Source organism: Streptomyces sp. H27-D2 (assembly GCF_035828615.1).
Lineage (GTDB): Bacteria > Actinomycetota > Actinomycetes > Streptomycetales > Streptomycetaceae > Streptomyces.
The window spans coordinates 126,796-146,488 of record NZ_JAYMZR010000004.1 but is presented as its reverse complement, the minus strand read 5'-3'; the positions used below and the strand labels follow the sequence as shown (position 1 = coordinate 146,488).

Sequence of the window (19,693 nt, the reverse complement as noted above, 5' to 3'; positions counted from 1 at the left end):
GACCCGGGCGCCGGCCTGATCCCCGGGGCCGGGGCTCGGCTCGGGCCCGCCCCGGCCCCGGGGCAGAGCTCGGCCCCAGGATCGAGCCCCGGCTCCCCCCGACTCCGGCCCGCCCCGCGTCGTGCCGGGTGGGGCACCCGCAGCGACTCCGCAGCGAGATCCTGTTATTTCGCCCATGACGTAGCTCCACGACGCAACTCCATGCCGCAGCTCCACGACGGACCGAAAGGGACACCAGCCATGCTCGACCACCTCATCCGGCGCGCGACCGTCGTGGACGGCACCGGCTCGCCCGCGCACCTCGCCGACGTCGGCATCCGCGACGGCAGGATCGCGGTGATCGCCGAACCCGGGACGGTCACCGAGGAGACGCGGACCAGCGAGGACGCCCGGGGACTGGTCCTGACGCCGGGCTTCGTCGACCCGCACACGCACTACGACGCGCAGCTGTTCTGGGACCCGTTCGCCACGCCGTCGATGAACCACGGGGTGACGACCGTCGCGGGCGGCAACTGCGGCTTCACGCTGGCGCCGCTCAACCCGGCGCGACCCGAGGACGCCGACTACACGCGGCGGATGATGAGCAAGGTCGAGGGCATGTCGCTGGTGGCGCTGGAGGAGGGCGCGCCCTGGAACTGGTCCTCCTTCGGCGAGTACCTCGACCGGCTGGAAGGGCGCACCGCGGTCAACGCGGGCTTCATGGTGGGGCACTGCGCGCTGCGCCGGTATGTGATGGGTGCGGACGCGGTCGGCGGGCAGCCGTCGGCGGAGCAGCTGGAGGAGATGCTGCGGCTGCTCCACGACGCGATGGCGGCGGGGGCATGGGGTCTCTCGACGACGCAGTCGTCCACCCACTCGGACGGCGACGGGCAGCCGGTGGCCTCGCGGCACGCGGAGCCCGCCGAGCTGCTGGCCCTGTCGCGGGCGGTCGGCGAGCACGAGGGCACGCAGCTCGAAGCGATCGTCGCGGGCTGTCTGGACCAGTTCGCGGACGAGGAGATCGACCTCTTCGTCGAGATGAGCGCGGCGGCGGGGCGGCCGCTCAACTGGAATGTGCTGACGATCGACGCGGCGGTGCCGGAGCGGGTGCCGCGACAGCTGCTCGCGTCCGAGCGGGCCCGCGAGGCGGGTGGCAGGGTCGTGGCGCTGACCATGCCGATCCTGACGCCGATGAACATGTCCCTGGGGACGTTCTGCGCGCTGAACCTCATACCGGGCTGGGGGGAGGTCCTCTCGCTCCCGGTGCCCGAGCGGATCGCCGCGCTGCGCGAGCCCGGCGTGCGGGCCGAGCTGCTGCGGCGCGCACAGAGCAAGGAGGCCGGGGTCTTCCGGCGGCTCGCGAATTTCGACCGGTACGTCATCGGCGACACCTATTCCGCGACGAACGAAGGGCTCAGCGGGCGGGTCGTACGGGACATCGCGGCCGAGCGCGGGCAGGACGCCTTCCACTGCCTGGTGGAGATCTGCGCGGCGGACGAGCTGCGTACGGTGCTGTGGCCGATGCCGGCCGACAACGATCCGGCCAGCTGGGAGCTGCGGCGGGCGACCTGGGAGCACCAGGACGTGCTGCTCGGCGGCTCCGACGCGGGCGCGCACCTGGACCGGATGTGCGGGGCCCCGTACACGACGCGGTTCATCGGGGACTGTCTGCGCGGGCGGAAGCTGGTCGCGCTGGAGCGGGCGGTGCAGATGCTCACCGATGACCCGGCGCGGCTGTTCGGGCTGCGGGAGCGGGGCCGGATCGCCGAGGGCTACCACGCGGACCTGGTGCTTTTCGACCCGGAGCGGATCGAGGCGGGGCCCGCGACGCTGGTGCACGACCTGCCGGGGGACAGCCCGCGGCTGGATTCGCGGGCCATCGGGATCGTGAGTGTGCGGGTGAACGGTGTGGAGACGATCCGGGACGACGAGGTGACCGGGGCGGTTCCGGGCACGGTGCTGCGCTCCGGGCGGGACACCCGGACGGTGCCGACGGCGGGTTGAGCCGCCGCGAGGAGCCTGGGCAACCCGGACACCTCCGGCAACGTCTTCGCGACGCTCGCCAACCCGGTCATGGGCCCGGTGCTCGGCGTCCTGCTGTTCGTCGCCGTCCTCGCCTCGGCCGCCGCGAGCCTTCAGACGACCTTCATCCCGGTCGCCCGCACCGTCCTGGCGATGAGCGCCTATGAGGCGCTGCCGCCCTCCTTCGCCCGCATCCACCCGCGCTTCAAGTCCCCTGGCCGGGCCACCATCGCGACGGGCGTCGCGACCGGCCTCTTCTACGCCGTGATGACGTTCCTCAGCGAGAATGTGCTGATCGACACGATCTACGCGCTCGGCCTCATGATCTGCTTCTACTACGCGATCACCGCGTTCGCCTGCGCCTGGTACTTCCGGCACGAACTGCTCAGCTCCCCCCGCGACTTGTTCTTCAAGGGCGTCTGCCCGGTGCTCGGCGGCACGCTGCTCGCCGGGGTCTTCGGCAAGACGCTCTACGACATGTGGGACCCGGCGTACGGCAGCGGCAGCTCCGTCTTCGGCGTCGGCAGCGTCTTCATCATCGGAGTCGGGCTGCTGCTGCTCGGCGTCGTGATCATGCTGGTGATGCAGCGCCGCAGTCCGGCCTTCTTCCGCGGTGAAGTCCTCACCCGGGACACCCCGGCGCTGATCGTTGCGGACTGACGGGCCGGGTCCCCGGCGGGCAGCGCTCAGCCCGAGCCCTGCCCGCCACCGCGCGCTGTCAGCCCGTCCCCGTCAGCCCGTCAGCGCTCGCCGAGGAACACCGGGTTGGTCATCGCAGCCATCGCCCCCGGCAGCCCGGACGCCCCGCCGTCCGCCGCCGGATGGCGTATCTCGGCCCGCGCATAGGCCGCGTAGGACGCGGTGGTCCGCCAGCTGACCGTGCCGCTGCCGGACGGCGGCAGCGGTTCGGCGTGCAGCTCGCCCTGGTCGGTGATGAAGCGGACCGTGCAGCCGGGGGCGCCCGAGACCTCCAGAGCGACCGTCACCTCGGTGTCGGGCGGCACGGACAGCCGTTCGCCGATGCCCGCGTGGCCGCCGCGCCCGCCGGTGGCCGCGAAGGACAGGCCGGTCTTCGAGGACTCGGCGATCCAGCTGCGCCCGGCCCTGATGCCGTCCTGGATCGCTTGCCGCGACAGGTCGTCGGCGAGCACTACGGTCTGCGGCAGTCCGACCGGCTGCGGCTCGCGGTGCGCGTCGCTGTTGCCCATCGCCGGAATCCAGCGCCTGTCGTCGCGGACCGAGGCGACCAGCATGCCGTCCCACAGGTTGAGCGACATCTCGTCGTCGGGCGTCCAGTCGCTGTTCCAGACCTCGATGGCGTCTGCTTCCTCGTAGCCGAACTTCCAGTTGCAGCCGACGCAGTTGCCGTACGGGTGCGCTGGCACCACCAGGCCGCCGGCCTGCCGGATGCGGCGGGCGTAGTGGGCGAAGACGTCATCGCGGGCGCGGTAGCGCCAGTCGATGAACGCGCCCGGCCGGCTGCCCAGCGCCACTAGGTGGCCGTTGCGGGTGGTGATCTCCTCGCCGGTCATGATGAGCAGGTCGTCACCCCACAGCCCCTCCCACGCGCGGTGCGAGGAGGTGGTGTTGTGCTCGGTCGTGGTGATGAAGTCGAGCCCGGCGGTGCGCGCGGCGGCAGCGATCTCGGCCGGGGTGCGCTTGCCGTCGGAGTGCACCGAGTGCAGATGGCAGTCGCCCCGGTACCAGGCGCGACCGCGCCCCCTGGCCCGCTCCGGGGGATACACCGGCTTCGGCGTCCGGCCAGGATCGCCGTACCGCAGGGTGATCCGCACGGAGTAGTCGAGTCCCTGCGGCGCGACCGTGTACGGGCCCAGCACGACATGCCAGGTGCCCGGCTTGACGGGCCCCGCGAGATAGCCGGGGGTCGCTTCGGCGGCGCTGATCGCGAATTCCGTACGGGCGCCGCCCGACCAGCCCCGGCAACTGCGGATGTGCGGGGCGTGGCCGCCGGAGACCGGGCCGCGCTCGTCGAATATCCCGATGTCGCACGCGTTGCCGGGGGTGCCGAGCGGGACCCTCGGCTTGTCGTAGCTGTACGACACGGCGATCTCACGGACTCCGTGCCCCACCTCGACCGGCAGGTAGACGAAGTCGGGCGCGCCGGTGGGCAGATGACCGGTGACCGTCCGGGTCTCTTCGTCCCCGTCACGGCCGCTGCCGGCCCTGCCGTTCCCGTCCGCTGCTCGGGCGAAAGTCACAGTGTCGAGCGTAAGCACGCCGGTCGCGCCCGCGATAGCCGAAAGCCCGAGTACCTCGCGTCGTCGCATCCGTTTCCCCCAGCGTCGGAAGTGTCGCGTGACACCGTTGTACGCCCGGGTGACGGGGAGCGAAAGGCCTGTGGATAACCCGGCGACGGCCGGGCGTCCGGTGAGGTGGCCACCGGCGGGAGGCCACCTCACCCGGCTTCAGGTCTTCGCCCGATCGTGTCCCGCCTCGACCGGATCTCAGCCCGACGGGGTTCCCGCCTCGACCGGATCTCAGTCCGGCGGGTGGATGGGTGTCTTACCTGGACCGGTGCCCTACCCGGACCGGGATCTCAGTCCGACGGGTGGCCGACCTCGACGTCCTCGAGGATGCCGAGGGCGTCGGGGACCAGGACGGCGGCCGAGTAGTAGGCGCTGACCAGGTACGAGATGACGGCCTGTTCGCTGATGCCCATGAAGCGGACGGACAGGCTGGGCTGGTATTCGTCGGGGATGCCGGTCTGGTGCAGGCCGACGACTCCCTCGTTGTCCTCGCCGGTCCGCATGGCCAGGATCGAGCTGGTGCCGGCGGCGGAGATGGGGATCTTGTTGCACGGCAGGACGGGGATGCCGCGCCAGGTGCGCACCGGATGCCCCTGGAGCTCGGTCTCCGGCGGGTAGATGCCCCGGCTGCTGCACTCCCGGCCGATCGCCGCGATCGCCTTGGGGTGCGCGAGCAGGAACTGCGTCTTGCGCCGCCGCGAGATCAGTTCGTCGAGGTCGTCGGGGGTGGGCGGCCCGCTGCGGGTATGGATGCGCTGCTTGAGGTCCGCGTTGTGCAGCAGCCCGAACTCGCGGTTGTTGACCATCTCGTGTTCCTGGCGCTCGCGCAGCGCCTCGACGGTGAGCCGCAGCTGCTGGTCGAGCTGGTTCATCGGTTCGTTGTAGAGGTCGGCGACGCGGGTGTGCACCTTGAGCACGGTCTGCGCGACGCTCAGTTCGTACTCGCGGGGGGCGAGGTCGTAGTCCGCGAAGGTGTCCGGCAGGGTGTACTCGCCGCTCTGGCCCGAGGCCAGTTCGATGACGGCCTCGCCGTGCTTGTTCTGCGCGGGCGTCGGGGCGGCGGCGGCCTGCTCCAGGTGGCCGCGCAGCGCCTCGGACCGCTCGGTGACCTCCTGGAACGTCTGCCGGGGCAGCACCAGGACGGTGCAGGCGGTGACGGCTTTGACGCTGTACTCCCAGGCCCTCTCCGATCCGAGGAGCGCGTGGTCGCCGAAGTGGTCGCCGTCCGCGAGGACGGCCAGCACGGTCCGTTCGTCGTACTTGCCGACGCCGAGCTTGTCGGTCTTGCCGTGCGCGATGAGCACGAGTTGGTCGGCCGGCTGCCCGGCCTCGACGATGAGCTGACCCGGCGCGTACTCCTGCTGGGTGAAGCGGCCGGCCAGTTCCTCCAGCGTCGCGGTGTCGTCGAAGTCGCGGAGCATCGGCAGTTCGCGCAGCTCGGCGGGGATGACGCGGACTTCGGCGCCGGTGGTCACGAAGTCGATCCGGCCGTCCCCGACCGTATAGCTGAGCCGCCGGTTCACCCGGTACGTACCGGCCGACACCTCGACCCAGGGGAGCACGCGCAGCAGCCACCGGGAGGAGATCCCCTGCATCTGCGGAACGGTCTTGGTCGTGGTCGCCAGATTGCGCGCTGCCGCTGTGCCCAGGCTGAGCTGCGGCTGTCCGTCCCCGGTGCCGGTACCGGATTCCACCGACGTTGTCACGAAGTACACCACCAATTTCTCTCAAGATCGCGCACGGAAGATTGCTGTTCGGATCTGCTGCACGGGCCTGCTGATGGGACCCGTTGTTCGGACCCGTTGTTCGGACCTGCTGCGAGAGCCGATTACGGGCGGCCCGCTGTCAGTGGCCGACCTCGACGTCCTCGAGGATGCCGAGGGCGTCGGGGACCAGGACGGCGGCCGAGTAGTAGGCGCTGACCAGGTACGAAGTGACGGCCTGTTCGCTGATGCCCATGAAGCGGACGGACAGGCTGGGCTGGTATTCGTCGGGGATGCCGGTCTGGTGCAGGCCGACGACTCCCTGGTTCTGCTCGCCGGTCCGCATGGCCAGGATCGAGCTGGTCCTGGCCCCGGTGACCGGGATCTTGTTGCACGGCAGAATCGGTACGCCTCGCCAGGCGGGCACCGCGTGGCCGTGGAAGTCGATGCTCTGCGGGTAGATGCCCCGGCTGCTGCACTCCCGGCCGATCGCCGCGATCGTCTTGGGGTGGGCCAGCAGCAGGCTGGGGTCCTTCCAGACCGTGGACAGCAGTTCGTCGAGGTCGTCGGGGGTGGGCGGCCCGCTGCGGGTGTGGATGCGCTGCCCCAGGTCCGCGTTGTGCAGCAGCCCGAACTCGCGGTTGTTGACCATCTCGTGTTCCTGGCGCTCGCGCAGCGCCTCGACGGTGAGCCGCAGCTGCTGGTCGAGCTGGCTCATCGGATCGTTGTACAGATCGCTGACGCGGCTGTGCACCTTGAGGACGGTCTGCGCGACGCTCAGCTCGTATTCACGGGGCGAGAGTTCGTAGTCGGCGAATGCCCCCGCGATCTGGGGCTCGCCGGTGTGGCCGGAGGCTACATTGATGTCGGCTTCACCGGAGCTGTTTTGCGAAAGTCGTGGCTCGGACCGGAATTCTTCGATATGGCTGCGAAGCGCTTCGGATCGGCTGGCGATTCGCTGGAAAGCCTGCCGGGGGAGGGACAATACGGTGGAGCGGGTAACCGCCTTGACCGTGAAGTCCCAAGTGCCCGGGGTGTCCGTGTCGGTCACGATCCGGTCGCCGAAGAAGTCACCGTCCGCGAGCACGGACAGCACGGTCCGCTCGTCGTACTTCCCGGTGCCCAGCTTGTGCAGCTTGCCGTGCGCGATCAGCACGATCTGGTCGGCGGGGTTGCCGGCTTCCACGATCACATCACCCGCGGCGTACTCACGCTGGACGAAGCGGCCCGCCATGGTCTCCAGCGTCGCGGTGTCGTCGAAGTCGCGCAGCGCGGGCAGTTCGCGCAGCTCGGCGGGGATGACGCGGACTTCGGCGCCGGTGGTCACGAAGTCGATCCGGCCGTCCCCGACCGTGTGGCAGAGCCGCCGGTTGACCCGGTAGGTGCCGCCCGACACCTGTACCCACGGCAGCATGCGCAGCAGCCACCGTGAGGTAATTCCTTGCATTTGCGGGACGGTTTTGGTCGTTGTCGCCAGATTGCGGGCAGCTGCCGTTCCCAGACTCAGCTGCTCTGGTTCACCCGACGTCGTCACGAAGGACACCACCGATCTCTGTGCGGAGAAGAGGAATTACCGGACCCGGGCAGCGACGCTAGTGCGGACATTCGGCGGGCGGCAATCGCTCGAAAGTGTGGGTTGATCTGTTAATGGCAGGAAAGGCCCGCGGGATTCCGGGCGTGTCGTGCGCGTCGCGCGTCATGTCGTGCGTCATTCCGGGCGCGTCGTGCGTCCGGGCACGGCTTCTTCTCTCCTGGTCCGCCAGCGGGTATGAAGGTCACCACGACCGAACCCGGAGGTGCGGACCACTGTGCGGATCGCGACGACCATCTTTCTGACCGACGAGACCATCCGACCCGACCGCCTCGCCCGGGAGTTGGAGGAGCGCGGCTTCGCCGGCCTCTACCTCCCCGAGCACACCCACATCCCGGTCGAGCGGACGACGCCCTACCCGGCGGGGGATCCGCTGCCGCCCGAGTACGGCCGCACCCTGGACCCCTTCATCGCGCTTGGCCAGGCCGCCGCCGTCACCGAGCGGCTCGGCCTCGGCACCGGCATCACGCTCGTCGCCCAGCACGACCCGATCGACCTCGCCAAGCAGGCGGCCACCCTCGACTTCCTGTCCGGCGGGCGCTTCACGCTGGGCGTCGGCTTCGGCTGGAACGTGGAGGAGGCCGCCGACCACGGGGTGGAGTGGGCGACCCGGCGCGAGCTGAGCCGGGACCGGATGGCCCTGATGCGCGCCCTGTGGGCCGCCGAGCCGACCGCGTACGAGGGCGCGTTCGGTTCCGTGCGCGCCAGCTTCGCGCACCCCAAGCCGGTGCGCGAGCCGCGCGAACGCAAGGGCGCGGACGCCCTGACCGGACCTCGCACGCTGATCGGCGGCGGGGCGGGACCCAAACTCTTCCGGCACATCGCGGAGTACGCGGACGGCTGGCTGCCGATCGGCGGCCGGGGACTGAGCGAGGCCATTCCGGTGCTGCGGACCGCCTGGGAGGAGGCCGGACGCGACCCGGAGGCGCTGCGGGTCGTCCCGTACGCGGTGCTGCCCTCGGCCGGGAAGCTCGCCCACTACCGCGACCTCGGGATCGACGAGGTGGTGCTGCAACTGCCGCCCAGCGGGGAGTCGGAGGTGCTGCGGGCGCTGGACGACTACGCGCAGTATCTGTGAGGGGAGCAGGGCGAGCGTCCGCGGCGGGACGCGTGGCCGAACCCGTGGCTGAATCCGTGGCGGAACCATCGAGTGCGGCCCGGCCGAATCCGCGATCCGGCCGGGGGGTGCGGACCCTGTCGGTGCTCGCTCGTATCCTCGAAGGATGACGACGAGCGCGCAGGGAACCGAGCAGGCTGCTCCCACTGCCAACGCGATGCGGCGCGCGTTGCGCCGCGCCAGGGACGGGGTCGCGCTGGACACCGGCGAGGCGGCGGTGCTGCTCCAGGCGCACGGCGCCGACCTCGCCGACCTCACCGCCTCCGCCGCGCGGGTGCGCGACGCGGGCCTCGAAGCCGCGGGCCGCCCCGGCGTCATCACGTACTCCCGCAAGGTCTTCATCCCGCTGACCCGGCTGTGCCGCGACACATGCCACTACTGCACTTTCGTGACTGTGCCAGGCAAGCTGCGCCGCGAGGGGCACGGGATGTTCCTGTCGCCCGACGAGGTGCTGGACATCGCCCGCAAGGGCGCCGAGCTGGGCTGTAAGGAAGCGCTCTTCACGCTGGGCGACCGCCCCGAGGACCGCTGGCCCGAGGCACGCGAGTGGCTGGAGGCGGAGGGCTACGACGACACGCTCGCCTATGTGCGCGCGATGGCGATCCGGGTGCTGGAGGAGACCGGGCTGCTGCCGCACCTCAACCCCGGCGTGCTGTCCTGGACCGACCTGCAGCGCCTCAAGCCCGTCGCGCCGTCCATGGGCATGATGCTGGAGACCACCGCGACCCGGCTGTGGAGCGAGCCCGGCGGCCCGCACTACGGCTCCCCCGACAAGGACCCGGCGGTCCGGCTGCGGGTGCTGGAGGACGCCGGCCGCTCCAACGTCCCGTTCACCAGCGGCATCCTGATCGGCATCGGGGAGAACTACGAGGAGCGCGCCGAGTCGCTGTTCGCGCTGCGCAAGACGGCCCGCTCCTACCACGGGCTGCAAGAGATCATCGTGCAGAACTTCCGCGCCAAGCCGGACACCGCGATGCGCGGCATGCCCGACGCGGAGCTGGACGAACTCGCCGCCACCATCGCCGTGGCCCGGCACATCCTCGGCCCCTCGGCCCGCCTCCAGGCCCCGCCGAACCTGGTGGACGCCGAGTACGCCCAGATGATCGGCGCCGGGATCGACGACTGGGGCGGCGTCTCGCCGCTCACCCCCGACCACGTCAACCCCGAGCGCCCCTGGCCGAACATCGACGAGCTCGCCGAGCAGACCGCCGCCTCCGGCTTCGCGCTGCGCGAACGCCTCACCATCTACCCCGAGTTCATCCAGCGCGGCGAGCCCTGGCTCGACCCCCGGCTGCTGCCGCACGTACGGGCGCTGGCCGACCCGGAGACCGGGATGGCGCTGGAGGGCGTCAAGCCGGTCGGGCTGCCCTGGCAGGAGCCAGACGAGGGCTTCACCGCCACCGGGCGCACGGATCTGCACCGCACCATCGACACCGACGGGCGCACCGCGGACCGCCGCGACGACTTCGACGACGTCTACGGCGACTGGGAGGCGCTGCGCGAGCAGGCCGCGCCCGGCATGGTGCCCTCGCGCATAGACGGCGATGTGCGCACGGCCCTGGCCACCGCCGCCGACGACCCGACCAAGCTGACCGACACCGAGGCGCTCGCGCTGCTGCACGCCGACGGCCCGGCGCTGGACGCGCTCTGCGAGATCGCCGACGGGGTGCGCCGCGCGGCGGTCGGCGACGACGTGACGTACATCGTGACCCGCAACATCAACTTCACCAACGTCTGCTACACCGGCTGCCGCTTCTGCGCGTTCGCCCAGCGGCGCACCGACGCCGACGCGTACACCCTGTCGCTGGACCAGGTCGCCGACCGTGCGCAGCAGGCGTGGGAGGTCGGCGCGACCGAGGTCTGCATGCAGGGCGGCATCCACCCCGACCTGCCCGGCACCGCGTACTTCGACATCGCGCGGGCGGTCAAGGAACGCGTCCCCGACATGCATGTGCACGCCTTCTCGCCGATGGAGGTCGTCAACGGCGCGACGCGCACCGGCATGTCGATCCGCGAGTGGCTCGCGGCGGCCAAGGAGGCCGGTCTCGACACCATCCCCGGCACCGCCGCCGAGATCCTCGACGACGAGGTCCGCTGGGTCCTGACCAAGGGCAAGCTCCCCACCGCCACTTGGATCGAGGTCGTCAAGACCGCCCATGAGCTGGGCATCCGGTCCAGCTCGACGATGATGTACGGACATGTGGACCAGCCCCGGCACTGGCTGGGCCATTTCCGGACGCTGGCGCGGATCCAGCAGGAGACCGGCGGCTTCACCGAGTTCGTGACGCTCCCGTTCATCCACACCAACGCCCCGGTCTACCTCGCCGGCATCGCCCGCCCCGGCCCGACCGCCCGCGACAACCGGGCCGTCATCGCGATGGCGCGGCTGCTGCTGCACCCGTACATCCCGAACATCCAGACCAGCTGGGTCAAGCTCGGCGCGGAGGGCGCGGCCGAGGCGCTGCGCTCCGGCGCGAACGACCTGGGCGGCACGCTGATGGAGGAGACCATCTCCCGGATGGCGGGCTCCTCGTACGGCTCGTACCGCTCGGTCCAGGACCTGATCGCGATCGCGGACGCGGCCGGCCGGCCGTCCAGGCCGCGCACCACGACATACGGTGAGGTCCCGGCGGAGCGGCAGCGGGCGGCCGTCGCCTCGGACGGCCATCTTCCGGAGCTGCTGCCAGTACTGGACTGAGACGGCGGCGTAGAGACCGCCGGGAGCAGGCGGTGAACCTTTCGGCTCCGGCTGACATCATGCTGGTCAGCGGGACATGCCGTTCAGCAGGTAAAAGAACGAAGGAGTCGGGGGACGCCAATGACCTTGTTTCTTGGTCTCGGCATAGCGGGCGTTGTCCTGCTGGCCCTGGCGCTGGTCTTCGACGGGATTCTGGAAGGGCTGTTCGGCGGTGTGCTGGAGGGGCTCTTCGCCGGGCTGCTGTCGCTGCCGGTGATCGCCGGCTTCGTTTCGATGTTCGGCTTCGGCGGCGCGATCGTGCTGGGGACCACGGGGCTGGGGGCCGTCGTGGCATCGGCGGTCGGCGTGGTCGCGGGTGCGGTCACCGGCCGGCTGACGCTGTCCTTCAGCCGCATGCTGATGCGCGACCAGACGACCGCCACCCCACGCGGCTCCGACCTCATCGGCAGCGCCGGCGCGGTGGTCACCCCGATCCCGGCCCAGGGGTACGGCGAGGTGCTGCTGTACATCGGCGGCGCGCGGGTGAAATACGCGGCGCGCAGCGCGGAACCGGTGGCGCGCGGCGCCGAGATCTGGGTCGAGGCGACGCTCTCCTCGACCTCGGTCCAGGTCCGCACGGTCGAGCGCTGAGCGCGCCGCCCGCGCCGAGCCGATGCCCAGCCCGGACCTGCCCCGACCTGCGGTGAACTCTCTTAACCGGCCCTGCCTTGAACTGCCCTGACCGACGCAAGAACGCAAGAACGCAAGCCATTCAGACCTGACATATCCGCAGCACACAACCCGCCGTTCCCTGTGGAAGGGCAGTGGGGATTTTCCCTGTGAACTCGGTCATCATCGCCGTGCTGGGAGTATTCGTACTCCTCGTGCTGCTGGCCCTCGTCGTGATCACCCGCTACAAGGTCGCGGGCCCCAGCCAGGCGTTCATCATCACCGGCCGCCGCGGCAAGGAGTCGACCGACCCGGTCACCGGCCGGGTCAGTACGGACCAGAGCGGCCAGAAGGTCGTCGTCGGAGGCGGCGTCTTCGTCGTCCCGTTCGTCCAGCAGCGCTTCACGCTGGACCTGTCCAGCCGGCACATCCCGATCGCGGTGCGCGGGGCCGTCACCCTGCGCGGCGTCAAGGCGAACCTCGAAGGCGTGGCGATCGTCAAGGTCGGCGGCAACGAGGACAGCATCCGCGCCGCCGCCCAGCGGTTCCTGCAACAGCAGGACGGCATCGTCGGATTCACCCAGGAAGTGCTTTCCGGAGCGCTGCGTTCCATCGTCGGCCGGATGTCGGTCGAGGACGTCATCCGGGATCGCGCGGCCTTCGCCGGCCAGGTCGCGGAGGAGGCCGAGGCCAGCCTCTCCGGGCAGGGCCTGGTACTGGACGCCTTCCAGATCCAGGACATCACCACCGAGGGCAGCTACTTGGAGGACCTCGGCCGCCCCGAGGCCGCCCGCGCCAAGCAGGAGGCGGACATCGCCGAGGCGGTCGCCCGGCGCGCCTCCGAGCAGGCCCGGCTGAAGGCGGCGGAGGAGATCGCCATCGCCGAGCGGACCTTCTACCTGCGCCAGGCGGAGATCAAGGCGGAGACCGAGGCGGCCGGAGCCACGGCCAACGCGGCCGGTCCGCTGGCCGACGCCGCGCGTCAGCAGGAAGTCCTCATGGAGCAGGAGAAGGTCGCCGAGCGCCAGGCCGCGCTGACCGACCGCCAGCTCGACAGCCAGGTCCGCAAGCCCGCCGACGCCGCCCGCTACCAGGCGGAGCAGGAGGCGGAGGCCCGCAAGGTCAGCCGGGTCAAGGAGGCCGAGGCGGAGAAGTCCGCGGTGATCGCCGACGCGCAGGCGGACGCGGAGCGTTCGCGGCTCACCGGTGAGGGCGAGAAGCAGCACCGCGTCGCGCTCGCCGAGGCGCTGCGCCAGGAGGGCGAGGCGCAGGCCGCGGCCACCGCGGCGATCGGCGCGGCCGAGGCCGAGGCGATGCGCAAGAAGGCGGAGGCGTTCGCGCAGTACGGCGACGCGGCCATCCTGCAGATGCTCGTCGAGGTGCTGCCGCAGATCGTCGCCAAGGCGGCCGAGCCGCTGTCCGCGATCGACAAGCTGACCGTGATCTCCACCGACGGCGCGGGCCAACTGCCCCGTACGGTGGCGAACAACGTGGCCCAGGGCGTCGAACTGCTCTCTTCGACCACCGGCATCGACGTAGCCCAGCTGCTCTCGGGGATCACCTCGCGCGGCAACCGGGGCGGCAGCGCCGGCGACGGCGGCACGGGGACGAGCGCGACCGGCGGCGCCAAGGACGGTGCCGGGGCCGGTGCGGATGCCAAGGACGCCTCCGCGGTGCCGGCGCAGCAGAACGGAAAGATCGACATCACCGACTGAGCGTGACGGTGGAGTGTGACGGTGCTGCTGCGGGGCCCGGACGGCTGAGGGAAAGCCGACCGGGCCCCGCAGCCTGTTCAGTTGCTTGTTCAGCTGTCTGTTCGGCCGTCCCTATGCCTGTCCGGGTGACTGTCGGTATGGCAGGGCCCGGGGCGGTTGCCGGGGGGAGCGGAAGTTGATCGTTCTGTTTCTAATACAGTGCTGCGCCAAGGCGGGTGCCGATCGTTTTTGTACGGATGGAGAGGCGCAGTGACCGGATCAGTGGGCGGGGCGACCGCCGTGTGGGGGCGCCGCGAGCAGCAGGACTTCCGCAGCCGGGTGCGCGGCTGCCTGCTCGGCGGCGCGATCGGTGACGCCCTCGGCGCGGCCGTCGAGTTCGAGTCGCTCGACGCCATCCGCACCGCCCACGGCGCCGACGGCGTCACCGACTACATTCCGGCGTACGGGCGGCGCGGCGCGATCACCGACGACACCCAGCTGACCCTGTTCACGACCGACGGCCTGATACGCGCCCAGGTGCGCCGAGACACCGGCGCCTGGCACCCGCCCAGCGACGTCCACCGCGCCTATCTCCGCTGGGCGGCCACCCAGCGGGACTGGGGCCCGGACGAGCGCAGGAAGGACGCGGGCTGGCTGGCCCGCGAGGAGTGGCTGTACGCCCGCCGCGCCCCCGGCCGGGCCTGCCTGACCGGTCTGGGCGACGAGACCATGGGCACGCTGGAGAAGCCCAAGAACCCGGACTCCAAGGGCTGCGGCGCGGTGATGCGCTCCGCGCCGTTCGGGCTGCTGGTGGGCTGGGAGCCGCAGCTCGTCTTCCAGCTCGCCGTCGAGTGCGCCGCCCAGACGCACGGCCACCCCACCGGCTATCTAGCGGCCGGCGCGATGGCCGTCATCGTGCACAGCCTCGCCCGTGGCGAGGGCCTCGACGGCGGCATCCAGCACGCCCTCGCCCTGCTGGGGACCCGCCCCGACCACCAGGAGACGACGGACGCCCTCCAGCGCGCCCTGGGGGCGGTCCGGCAGGGTCTGCCGACCCCCGCCCGGGTCGAGGCGCTGGGAGCGGGCTGGACCGGCGAGGAGGCCCTCGCGATGGGCGTCTACTGCGCGCTGGTCGCGGAGGACGTCCGGCATGGCCTGCTGCTCGCTGTGAACCACGGCGGCGACTCCGACTCGACCGGTTCCATCTGCGGCAATCTGCTGGGCGCGATGCACGGCGAGACGGCACTGCCACCCGGCTGGCTGGTCGAACTGGAGGGCCGCGGCACGATTCTGGAGCTGGCGGACGACTTCGCGATGGAGATGACGCAGGGCCCGGCGCTGCACAGCCCCGCGGCGGCGGCCCCGGGGTGGCTGGCCCGCTACCCGAGGGGGTAGCGGGCGCCCGCGGCGAGCGCCCGCGGCGAGCGCCCCCGAACAGGCCGGTGGCCGGACCCTGTCGAGGGCCCGGCCACCGGATACGGCGGGCTGAGCCCGCGCCTGCTGTGCGCGCTCGGGCCTGCTGCTCGCGCCCCGCGCACGCCGGCTCGTCAGTCGGCCGAGCCCGCGCCTCCGGCCCCGCCCCCGGCTCCGGCGCCCGCGCCGCTCCCCGCTCCCGTACGCGCCACCGGCTCACCCTGCTTCGGCAGCGGAAGCGCCCTCCCCGCGCTGCCCGTGCCGTCGTCGTCCGTGCTCAGCGAGGCGAGCAGCGCGTCGCGCTCCGGCGTGTCCTCCGGCTTGATGAAGCCGATCAGGATGTACAGCACGAGCGAGACCGCGAGCGGCAGCGAGATCTGGTATTGCAGCTCGACGCCGTCGACCCCGTACTTCAGCACCGCGAAGGCGGCCAGCCCCATCGCCCAGCTGAGCAGCGCCGCCGTCGGTCCCGACCTGCGGAACGGCCGCAGCAGACCGAGCATCAGCGGGATCGCGATCGGGCCCATCAGCCCGGCGACCCACTGGATGACGACGGTCAGGATGTCGCCGAAGAAGTCCGAGTCGACCTGGGTCGCGACCGCCATCGACAGCCCGAGGAAGCCGAGCGTGGTCCACCGGGCGGCCAGCAGACCGGCCCTGCTGTCCCAGGCCCGCACCCGCCGGGAGACCGCGGGCATGATGTCGCGGGTGACGACCGCGGCGATCACATTCGCGTCCGAGGAGCACATCGCCATGGTGTGCGAGAAGAAGCCGACGATGACCAGCCCCAGCAGACCGTGCGGCAACAGCTGTTCGGTCAGCAGGGCGTACGAGTCCGTCGGCTGGTCGGTCTTGATGATCAGCGGCGCGACCCACATCGGGAAGAAGAGGACGAGCGGCCAGACGGCCCACAGGATCGCGGACAGCCGCGCCGAGCGCTTCGCGGACTGCGCGCTGTCGGTGGCCATGTAGCGCTGGGCCTGGTTCCACATGCCGCCGTTGTACTCGAACGTCTTGATGAAGAGATACGCGAGCAGGAACGTCACCGTGTACGGGCCGACGGTCGGCTCGTGGTGCGCCTCCGGCAGCCGGTCCCAGACGTTCCACAGCGCGCTGACGCCGCCCAGTTCGGACAGCACCGCCACCAGCATCGCGATGCCGGCGAAGAACTGGATGATGAACTGCCCCAGTTCGGTGAGCGCGTCCGCCCAGAGCCCGCCGACCGTGCAGTAGACGGCGGTGACCACGCCGGTGATCAGGATGCCCTGGTTGAGCGTGATGCCGGTGAAGATGGACAGCAGGGTGGCGATGGCCGCCCACTTCGCCGCCACGTCCACGATCTTGAGCAGCACGCCGGACCAGGCCAGCGCCTGCTGCGTCGGCAGGTTGTAGCGGCTCTTGAGGTATTCGAGCGGTGACGAGACGTTCAGCCGGGAGCGCACCCGGTTGAGCCGGGGCGCGAACACCTGCGACCCGATCGCGATGCCGATGGCGATCGGCAGGGACCACGTGACATAGGAAGTAATGCCGTACTCATACGAGATGGCCGCGTAAACGGTGAACATCACGGCGCTGTAGCCGGACATATGGTGCGAGATGCCGGACAGCCACCAGGGCATCTTGCCGCCCGCGGTGAAGAAGTCGCTGACGTTGTCCACTCGCTTGTGCGACCAGACGCCGATCGCGATCATCACGCCGAAGTAGCCGATGAGCACGGCCCAGTCGAGACTGTTCATGCCCCCTCCAGGGGTCCGCCTTGTGAACGGGAACGCACTTCGCCGTGACGTCCTCGGTGGCGGGGCCCCCGCGCGGGAGTGGGGACTTCCGGGATTGAACCGCTTGGGAAGGGGCCCGGTCAAGGCCTTGGGCGGTCATGGATATGAACGGAAATCAGAAAGCAGAACGATTTTGCTTGTTCTTGACCCACGGGGGCGTTGTCGTGAACGTGACCGCGACCACACGATGGGCGGGCGCTTCGTCGGACGCTCCATCGCCAGTGCGGCCAGTAAGGCCAGTAAGGCCAGTAAGGCCAGTACGAGTGGATGGTCAGCCGGACCAGAGCCGGACCAGAGCCGGACCAGAGCCGGACCAGAGCCGGATACGCAGCAACACCAGCAGGCGCACGCGGGCTCGTTCCCGGATGCGCCTGCCCGATGGCCGTGCGGGAGCGGGATCCCGCACGGAAGAGAGGAGCGACGGCTGAGCCGCAGCGCACGGAGCCCGGCCCGCCGACCCCGGAAGCCCGGTCCGCGCCACCGCGTCAATCCGCGCTACCGCATCAACTCGCCCGCGTTGACCAGCAGTGACTGGCCGGTGATCGCCCGAGCGCGGTCGGAGGCCAGGAACACCGCGGCGTCCGCCACGTCTCCGTCCGTCGCCAGCTCAGGCAGCGCCATCCGGTCCGTCAGCCTCCCCAGCACCTCGTCCTCGAACACGCCCTCCCCCTGCGCCGCGAACCGTACGTACGCCTGCACCGGCGGGCCCCACATCCAGCCGGGCTGCACGGTGTTGACCCGGATCCGGTCCGGACCCAGCTCGCGCGCCAGCGAGTACATCGCCGAGACGAGCGCGCCCTTGGAGGCGGCGTACGCGGCCTGCCGCACCTGGCTGGGCGCGGCGATCGAGGACTGCGTTCCGATCATGACGACCGAGCCGCCGCGCTCCTTGAGCGCGGGCAGGCAGGCGCGGGTCATCCGCAGCGTGCCGAGGAGGTTCACGTCGAGAACGCGCTGCCAGGCCTCGAAATCGGCGTCCGCGAGGCCGCCGAAGTGACTGTCCAGGGCTGCGACGTGCACCACGGCGTCGATGCGGCCGAAGCGCTCGGCCGCCAGCGCGGCGAGCGAGACGCACTGGCTCTCGTCGGTGATGTCGGTGGCCCGCCAGGCGGTGCGCTCGCCGGCCGGGTCGATCTCCGCGGCGGTCTTGGCGAGGTTCGCCTCGGTACGCGCTCCGAGCACGGCGTTCGCGCCTTCCCGTACGCACGCGGCGGCGACCTGCTGCCCCAGCCCGGCTCCGACGCCCGACACCACGACGGTCCTGCCCCGCAACAACATCATGTCGCCTCCCAGCGCCGGGCACTTCTGACGATCAGTCAGATTAGGGTGGTGCTGCGCAGAAGGCCAGGGGTGCGCGGAAGGCCGGACGAGTAGGGTCGCGGGTCGGCGATCGCGGGCCGGGGATCGGCTGAGCCCGGCGCCGCCCTAACGCAGCGCCTTCGCCAGCCGGTTCAGGCCCTCGCGGATCTCGGCCGGCGTATGGGTCGTGAAGGACAGCCGCAGCGACGTGTTGTCGGCCGGCCCGGCGTAGAACGGCGCGCCGGGCACGTACGCCACGTCCTGCGCGGCCGCCGCGGTCAGCAGGGCCGTCGCGTCCATGCCCTCGGGGAGCTGCGCCCAGATGAACATGCCGCCCTCCGGCCGGTTCCAGCGGGAGCCCTCGGGCAGCGCGGCCGGCAGCCCGGCGAGCAGCGTGTCCCGGCGCTCCCGATAGGCCGCGCGTACCCTCTCCAGGTGCGCCTCCAGGTCGGTGTCGGCCAGGTAGTGCGCCGCCGCGAGCTGGTTGAGCGTCGAGGTGTGCAGGTCCGACGCCTGCTTGGCCACCACGCAGGCCCGCCGCAGCGGCTCGGGCGCGCGCAGCCAGCCCAGCCGCAGGCCGGGCACCATGATCTTCGAGAAGCTCCCGAGCAGCACGGACCGGTCCGAGACCTCGGGGTAGGAGGAGATCCACGGCACGGGCTCGCCCTCGTAGCGCAACTCGCCGTACGGGTCGTCCTCGACGATCCACACCCCGTGCCGCTCGGCGACTCGCGCGACCGCCCGCCGCCGGGCCTCGGGCAGGGTGCGGCCCGTCGGGTTCTGGAAGGTGGGCACCAGGTAGAGCAGCTTCGGGTGCTCGCGCTCGATCAGCCCGGCGAGCGCCTCGGTGTCCACGCCGTACTCGTCGCAGGGCACCGGCACCACCCGCGCGCCCGCGAAGGCGAAGCACTGCAACGCCGCCAGATAGCCCGGGTCCTCGACCAGCACCACGTCCCCCGGATCCAGCAGCGCCGTGCTGACCAGGGTGAGGGCCTGCTGCGACCCGCTGGTCACCACCAGGTCGTCCGCGTCCGTGGGCAGCCCGCGCGCCGCGATCCGCCCGGCGACGGCGGCCCGCAGCGCGGGGACGCCCTCGGACGTCGAGTACTGGAGCGCCTGCTGGGGGGATTCGGCCAGCGTCCGCGCGAAGGCGGCCCTGACGCCCTCCGCGTCGAACAGCTCGGGGGCGGGCAGTCCGCCCGCGAAGGAGATCATTCCCGGCCGGCCGGTGAGTTCGAGGATCTCGCGTACCGGAGAGCCCGCGACGGACATCGTGCGGCTGGACAGGGAGGGGGCGGCGGCACGCATGGGGCTCCTTCACTCGTACGTCTGGCACGCGCGCGTCTGCTTCATCGGCGTCGGCACCCGTACGTCTGGTTCATACGTCTGGTTCATGGGTGCGTCCGGCGCCGCGCGAGCCAGGCGCGGGATGCGGGCATCTTAAATGCGGGCATCCTAAACGGTGCGGACGAGCCGCGCCCCGGCCA

12 protein-coding genes and 1 pseudogene are annotated in these 19,693 nt (G+C 71.2%); 7 read left to right on the top strand and 6 right to left on the bottom strand.

The genetic code is table 11. The annotated features are described in order from the left end of the window. Positions 1 to 240: 240 nt before the first annotated feature. Both QMK28_RS03135 and QMK28_RS03130 read left to right on the top strand, forming a co-directional pair. Positions 241 to 1,983, top strand: a complete 1,743-nt coding sequence (locus QMK28_RS03135) for an N-acyl-D-amino-acid deacylase family protein (protein ID WP_326435391.1) — start codon at positions 241 to 243, stop codon at positions 1,981 to 1,983. 15 nt (positions 1,984 to 1,998) lie between these two features. Further along, positions 1,999 to 2,661, top strand: a pseudogene (locus tag QMK28_RS03130) (amino acid transporter); the annotation flags it as partial. Positions 2,662 to 2,741: 80 nt separating this feature from the next. Here QMK28_RS03130 and QMK28_RS03125 read toward each other — a convergent pair. From QMK28_RS03125 to QMK28_RS03115, 3 genes are all read right to left on the bottom strand, one after another. Next, positions 2,742 to 4,289, bottom strand: a complete 1,548-nt coding sequence (locus tag QMK28_RS03125) for a CehA/McbA family metallohydrolase (protein ID WP_326435390.1) — start codon at positions 4,287 to 4,289, stop codon at positions 2,742 to 2,744. Positions 4,290 to 4,558: 269 nt separating this feature from the next. Then, positions 4,559 to 5,974, bottom strand: coding sequence for a family 2B encapsulin nanocompartment shell protein (locus tag QMK28_RS03120; protein WP_326435389.1), 1,416 nt, complete (start codon positions 5,972 to 5,974; stop codon positions 4,559 to 4,561). Between the two features lie 139 nt (positions 5,975 to 6,113). Further along, positions 6,114 to 7,505: a family 2B encapsulin nanocompartment shell protein gene (locus tag QMK28_RS03115; RefSeq protein WP_326435424.1), complete on the bottom strand. Its 1,392-nt coding sequence runs from the start codon at positions 7,503 to 7,505 to the stop codon at positions 6,114 to 6,116. A 274-nt stretch (positions 7,506 to 7,779) separates the two neighbouring features. On the opposite strand from QMK28_RS03115, the gene QMK28_RS03110 reads away from it, so the two are divergent. The 5 genes from QMK28_RS03110 to QMK28_RS03090 all read left to right on the top strand — a co-directional run bounded on the left by QMK28_RS03110 (position 7,780) and on the right by QMK28_RS03090 (position 15,114). Next, positions 7,780 to 8,640 carry an LLM class F420-dependent oxidoreductase gene (locus QMK28_RS03110; protein ID WP_326435388.1) on the top strand — a complete coding sequence of 287 codons (861 nt, stop codon included), beginning with the start codon at positions 7,780 to 7,782 and terminating at the stop codon, positions 8,638 to 8,640. Positions 8,641 to 8,785: 145 nt separating this feature from the next. Continuing rightward, positions 8,786 to 11,377: a bifunctional FO biosynthesis protein CofGH gene (locus QMK28_RS03105; protein ID WP_326435387.1), complete on the top strand. Its 2,592-nt coding sequence runs from the start codon at positions 8,786 to 8,788 to the stop codon at positions 11,375 to 11,377. A 120-nt stretch (positions 11,378 to 11,497) separates the two neighbouring features. Beyond that, entirely contained in the window at positions 11,498 to 12,007 is a 510-nt protein-coding gene (locus QMK28_RS03100; RefSeq protein WP_326435386.1) for a hypothetical protein, read from the top strand. 188 nt (positions 12,008 to 12,195) lie between these two features. Then, positions 12,196 to 13,740, top strand: a complete 1,545-nt coding sequence (locus tag QMK28_RS03095) for a flotillin family protein (protein WP_326435385.1) — start codon at positions 12,196 to 12,198, stop codon at positions 13,738 to 13,740. A 249-nt stretch (positions 13,741 to 13,989) separates the two neighbouring features. Further along, on the top strand, positions 13,990 to 15,114 hold the full coding sequence (locus QMK28_RS03090; RefSeq protein WP_326435384.1) for an ADP-ribosylglycohydrolase family protein: 1,125 nt from the start codon (positions 13,990 to 13,992) through the stop codon (positions 15,112 to 15,114). A 152-nt stretch (positions 15,115 to 15,266) separates the two neighbouring features. On the opposite strand, the gene QMK28_RS03085 is transcribed toward QMK28_RS03090, so the two are convergent. From QMK28_RS03085 to QMK28_RS03075, 3 genes are all read right to left on the bottom strand, one after another. Next, positions 15,267 to 16,868, bottom strand: a complete 1,602-nt coding sequence (locus tag QMK28_RS03085; protein WP_326435383.1) for a sodium:solute symporter family protein — start codon at positions 16,866 to 16,868, stop codon at positions 15,267 to 15,269. A gap of 534 nt (positions 16,869 to 17,402) precedes the next feature. Continuing rightward, on the bottom strand, positions 17,403 to 18,188 hold the full coding sequence (locus QMK28_RS03080) for an SDR family oxidoreductase (protein ID WP_326435382.1): 786 nt from the start codon (positions 18,186 to 18,188) through the stop codon (positions 17,403 to 17,405). A gap of 144 nt (positions 18,189 to 18,332) precedes the next feature. Next, positions 18,333 to 19,514 (bottom strand): aminotransferase-like domain-containing protein, encoded by a 1,182-nt coding sequence (locus tag QMK28_RS03075; RefSeq protein ID WP_326435381.1) that lies wholly within the window; start codon positions 19,512 to 19,514, stop codon positions 18,333 to 18,335. Between the last annotated feature and the right edge of the window lie 179 nt (positions 19,515 to 19,693).

Excerpts from the sequence above, each read along its gene's own strand:
- QMK28_RS03135 (WP_326435391.1), top strand. The coding sequence starts at position 241 with ATGCTCGACCACCTCATCCGGCGCGCGACCGTCGTGGACGGCACCGGC.
- QMK28_RS03125 (WP_326435390.1), bottom strand. The coding sequence starts at position 4,289 with ATGCGACGACGCGAGGTACTCGGGCTTTCGGCTATCGCGGGCGCGACC.
- QMK28_RS03105 (WP_326435387.1), top strand. The coding sequence starts at position 8,786 with ATGACGACGAGCGCGCAGGGAACCGAGCAGGCTGCTCCCACTGCCAAC.
- QMK28_RS03100 (WP_326435386.1), top strand. The coding sequence starts at position 11,498 with ATGACCTTGTTTCTTGGTCTCGGCATAGCGGGCGTTGTCCTGCTGGCC.
- QMK28_RS03085 (WP_326435383.1), bottom strand. The coding sequence starts at position 16,868 with ATGAACAGTCTCGACTGGGCCGTGCTCATCGGCTACTTCGGCGTGATG.
- QMK28_RS03080 (WP_326435382.1), bottom strand. The coding sequence starts at position 18,188 with ATGATGTTGTTGCGGGGCAGGACCGTCGTGGTGTCGGGCGTCGGAGCC.
- QMK28_RS03075 (WP_326435381.1), bottom strand. The coding sequence starts at position 19,514 with ATGCGTGCCGCCGCCCCCTCCCTGTCCAGCCGCACGATGTCCGTCGCG.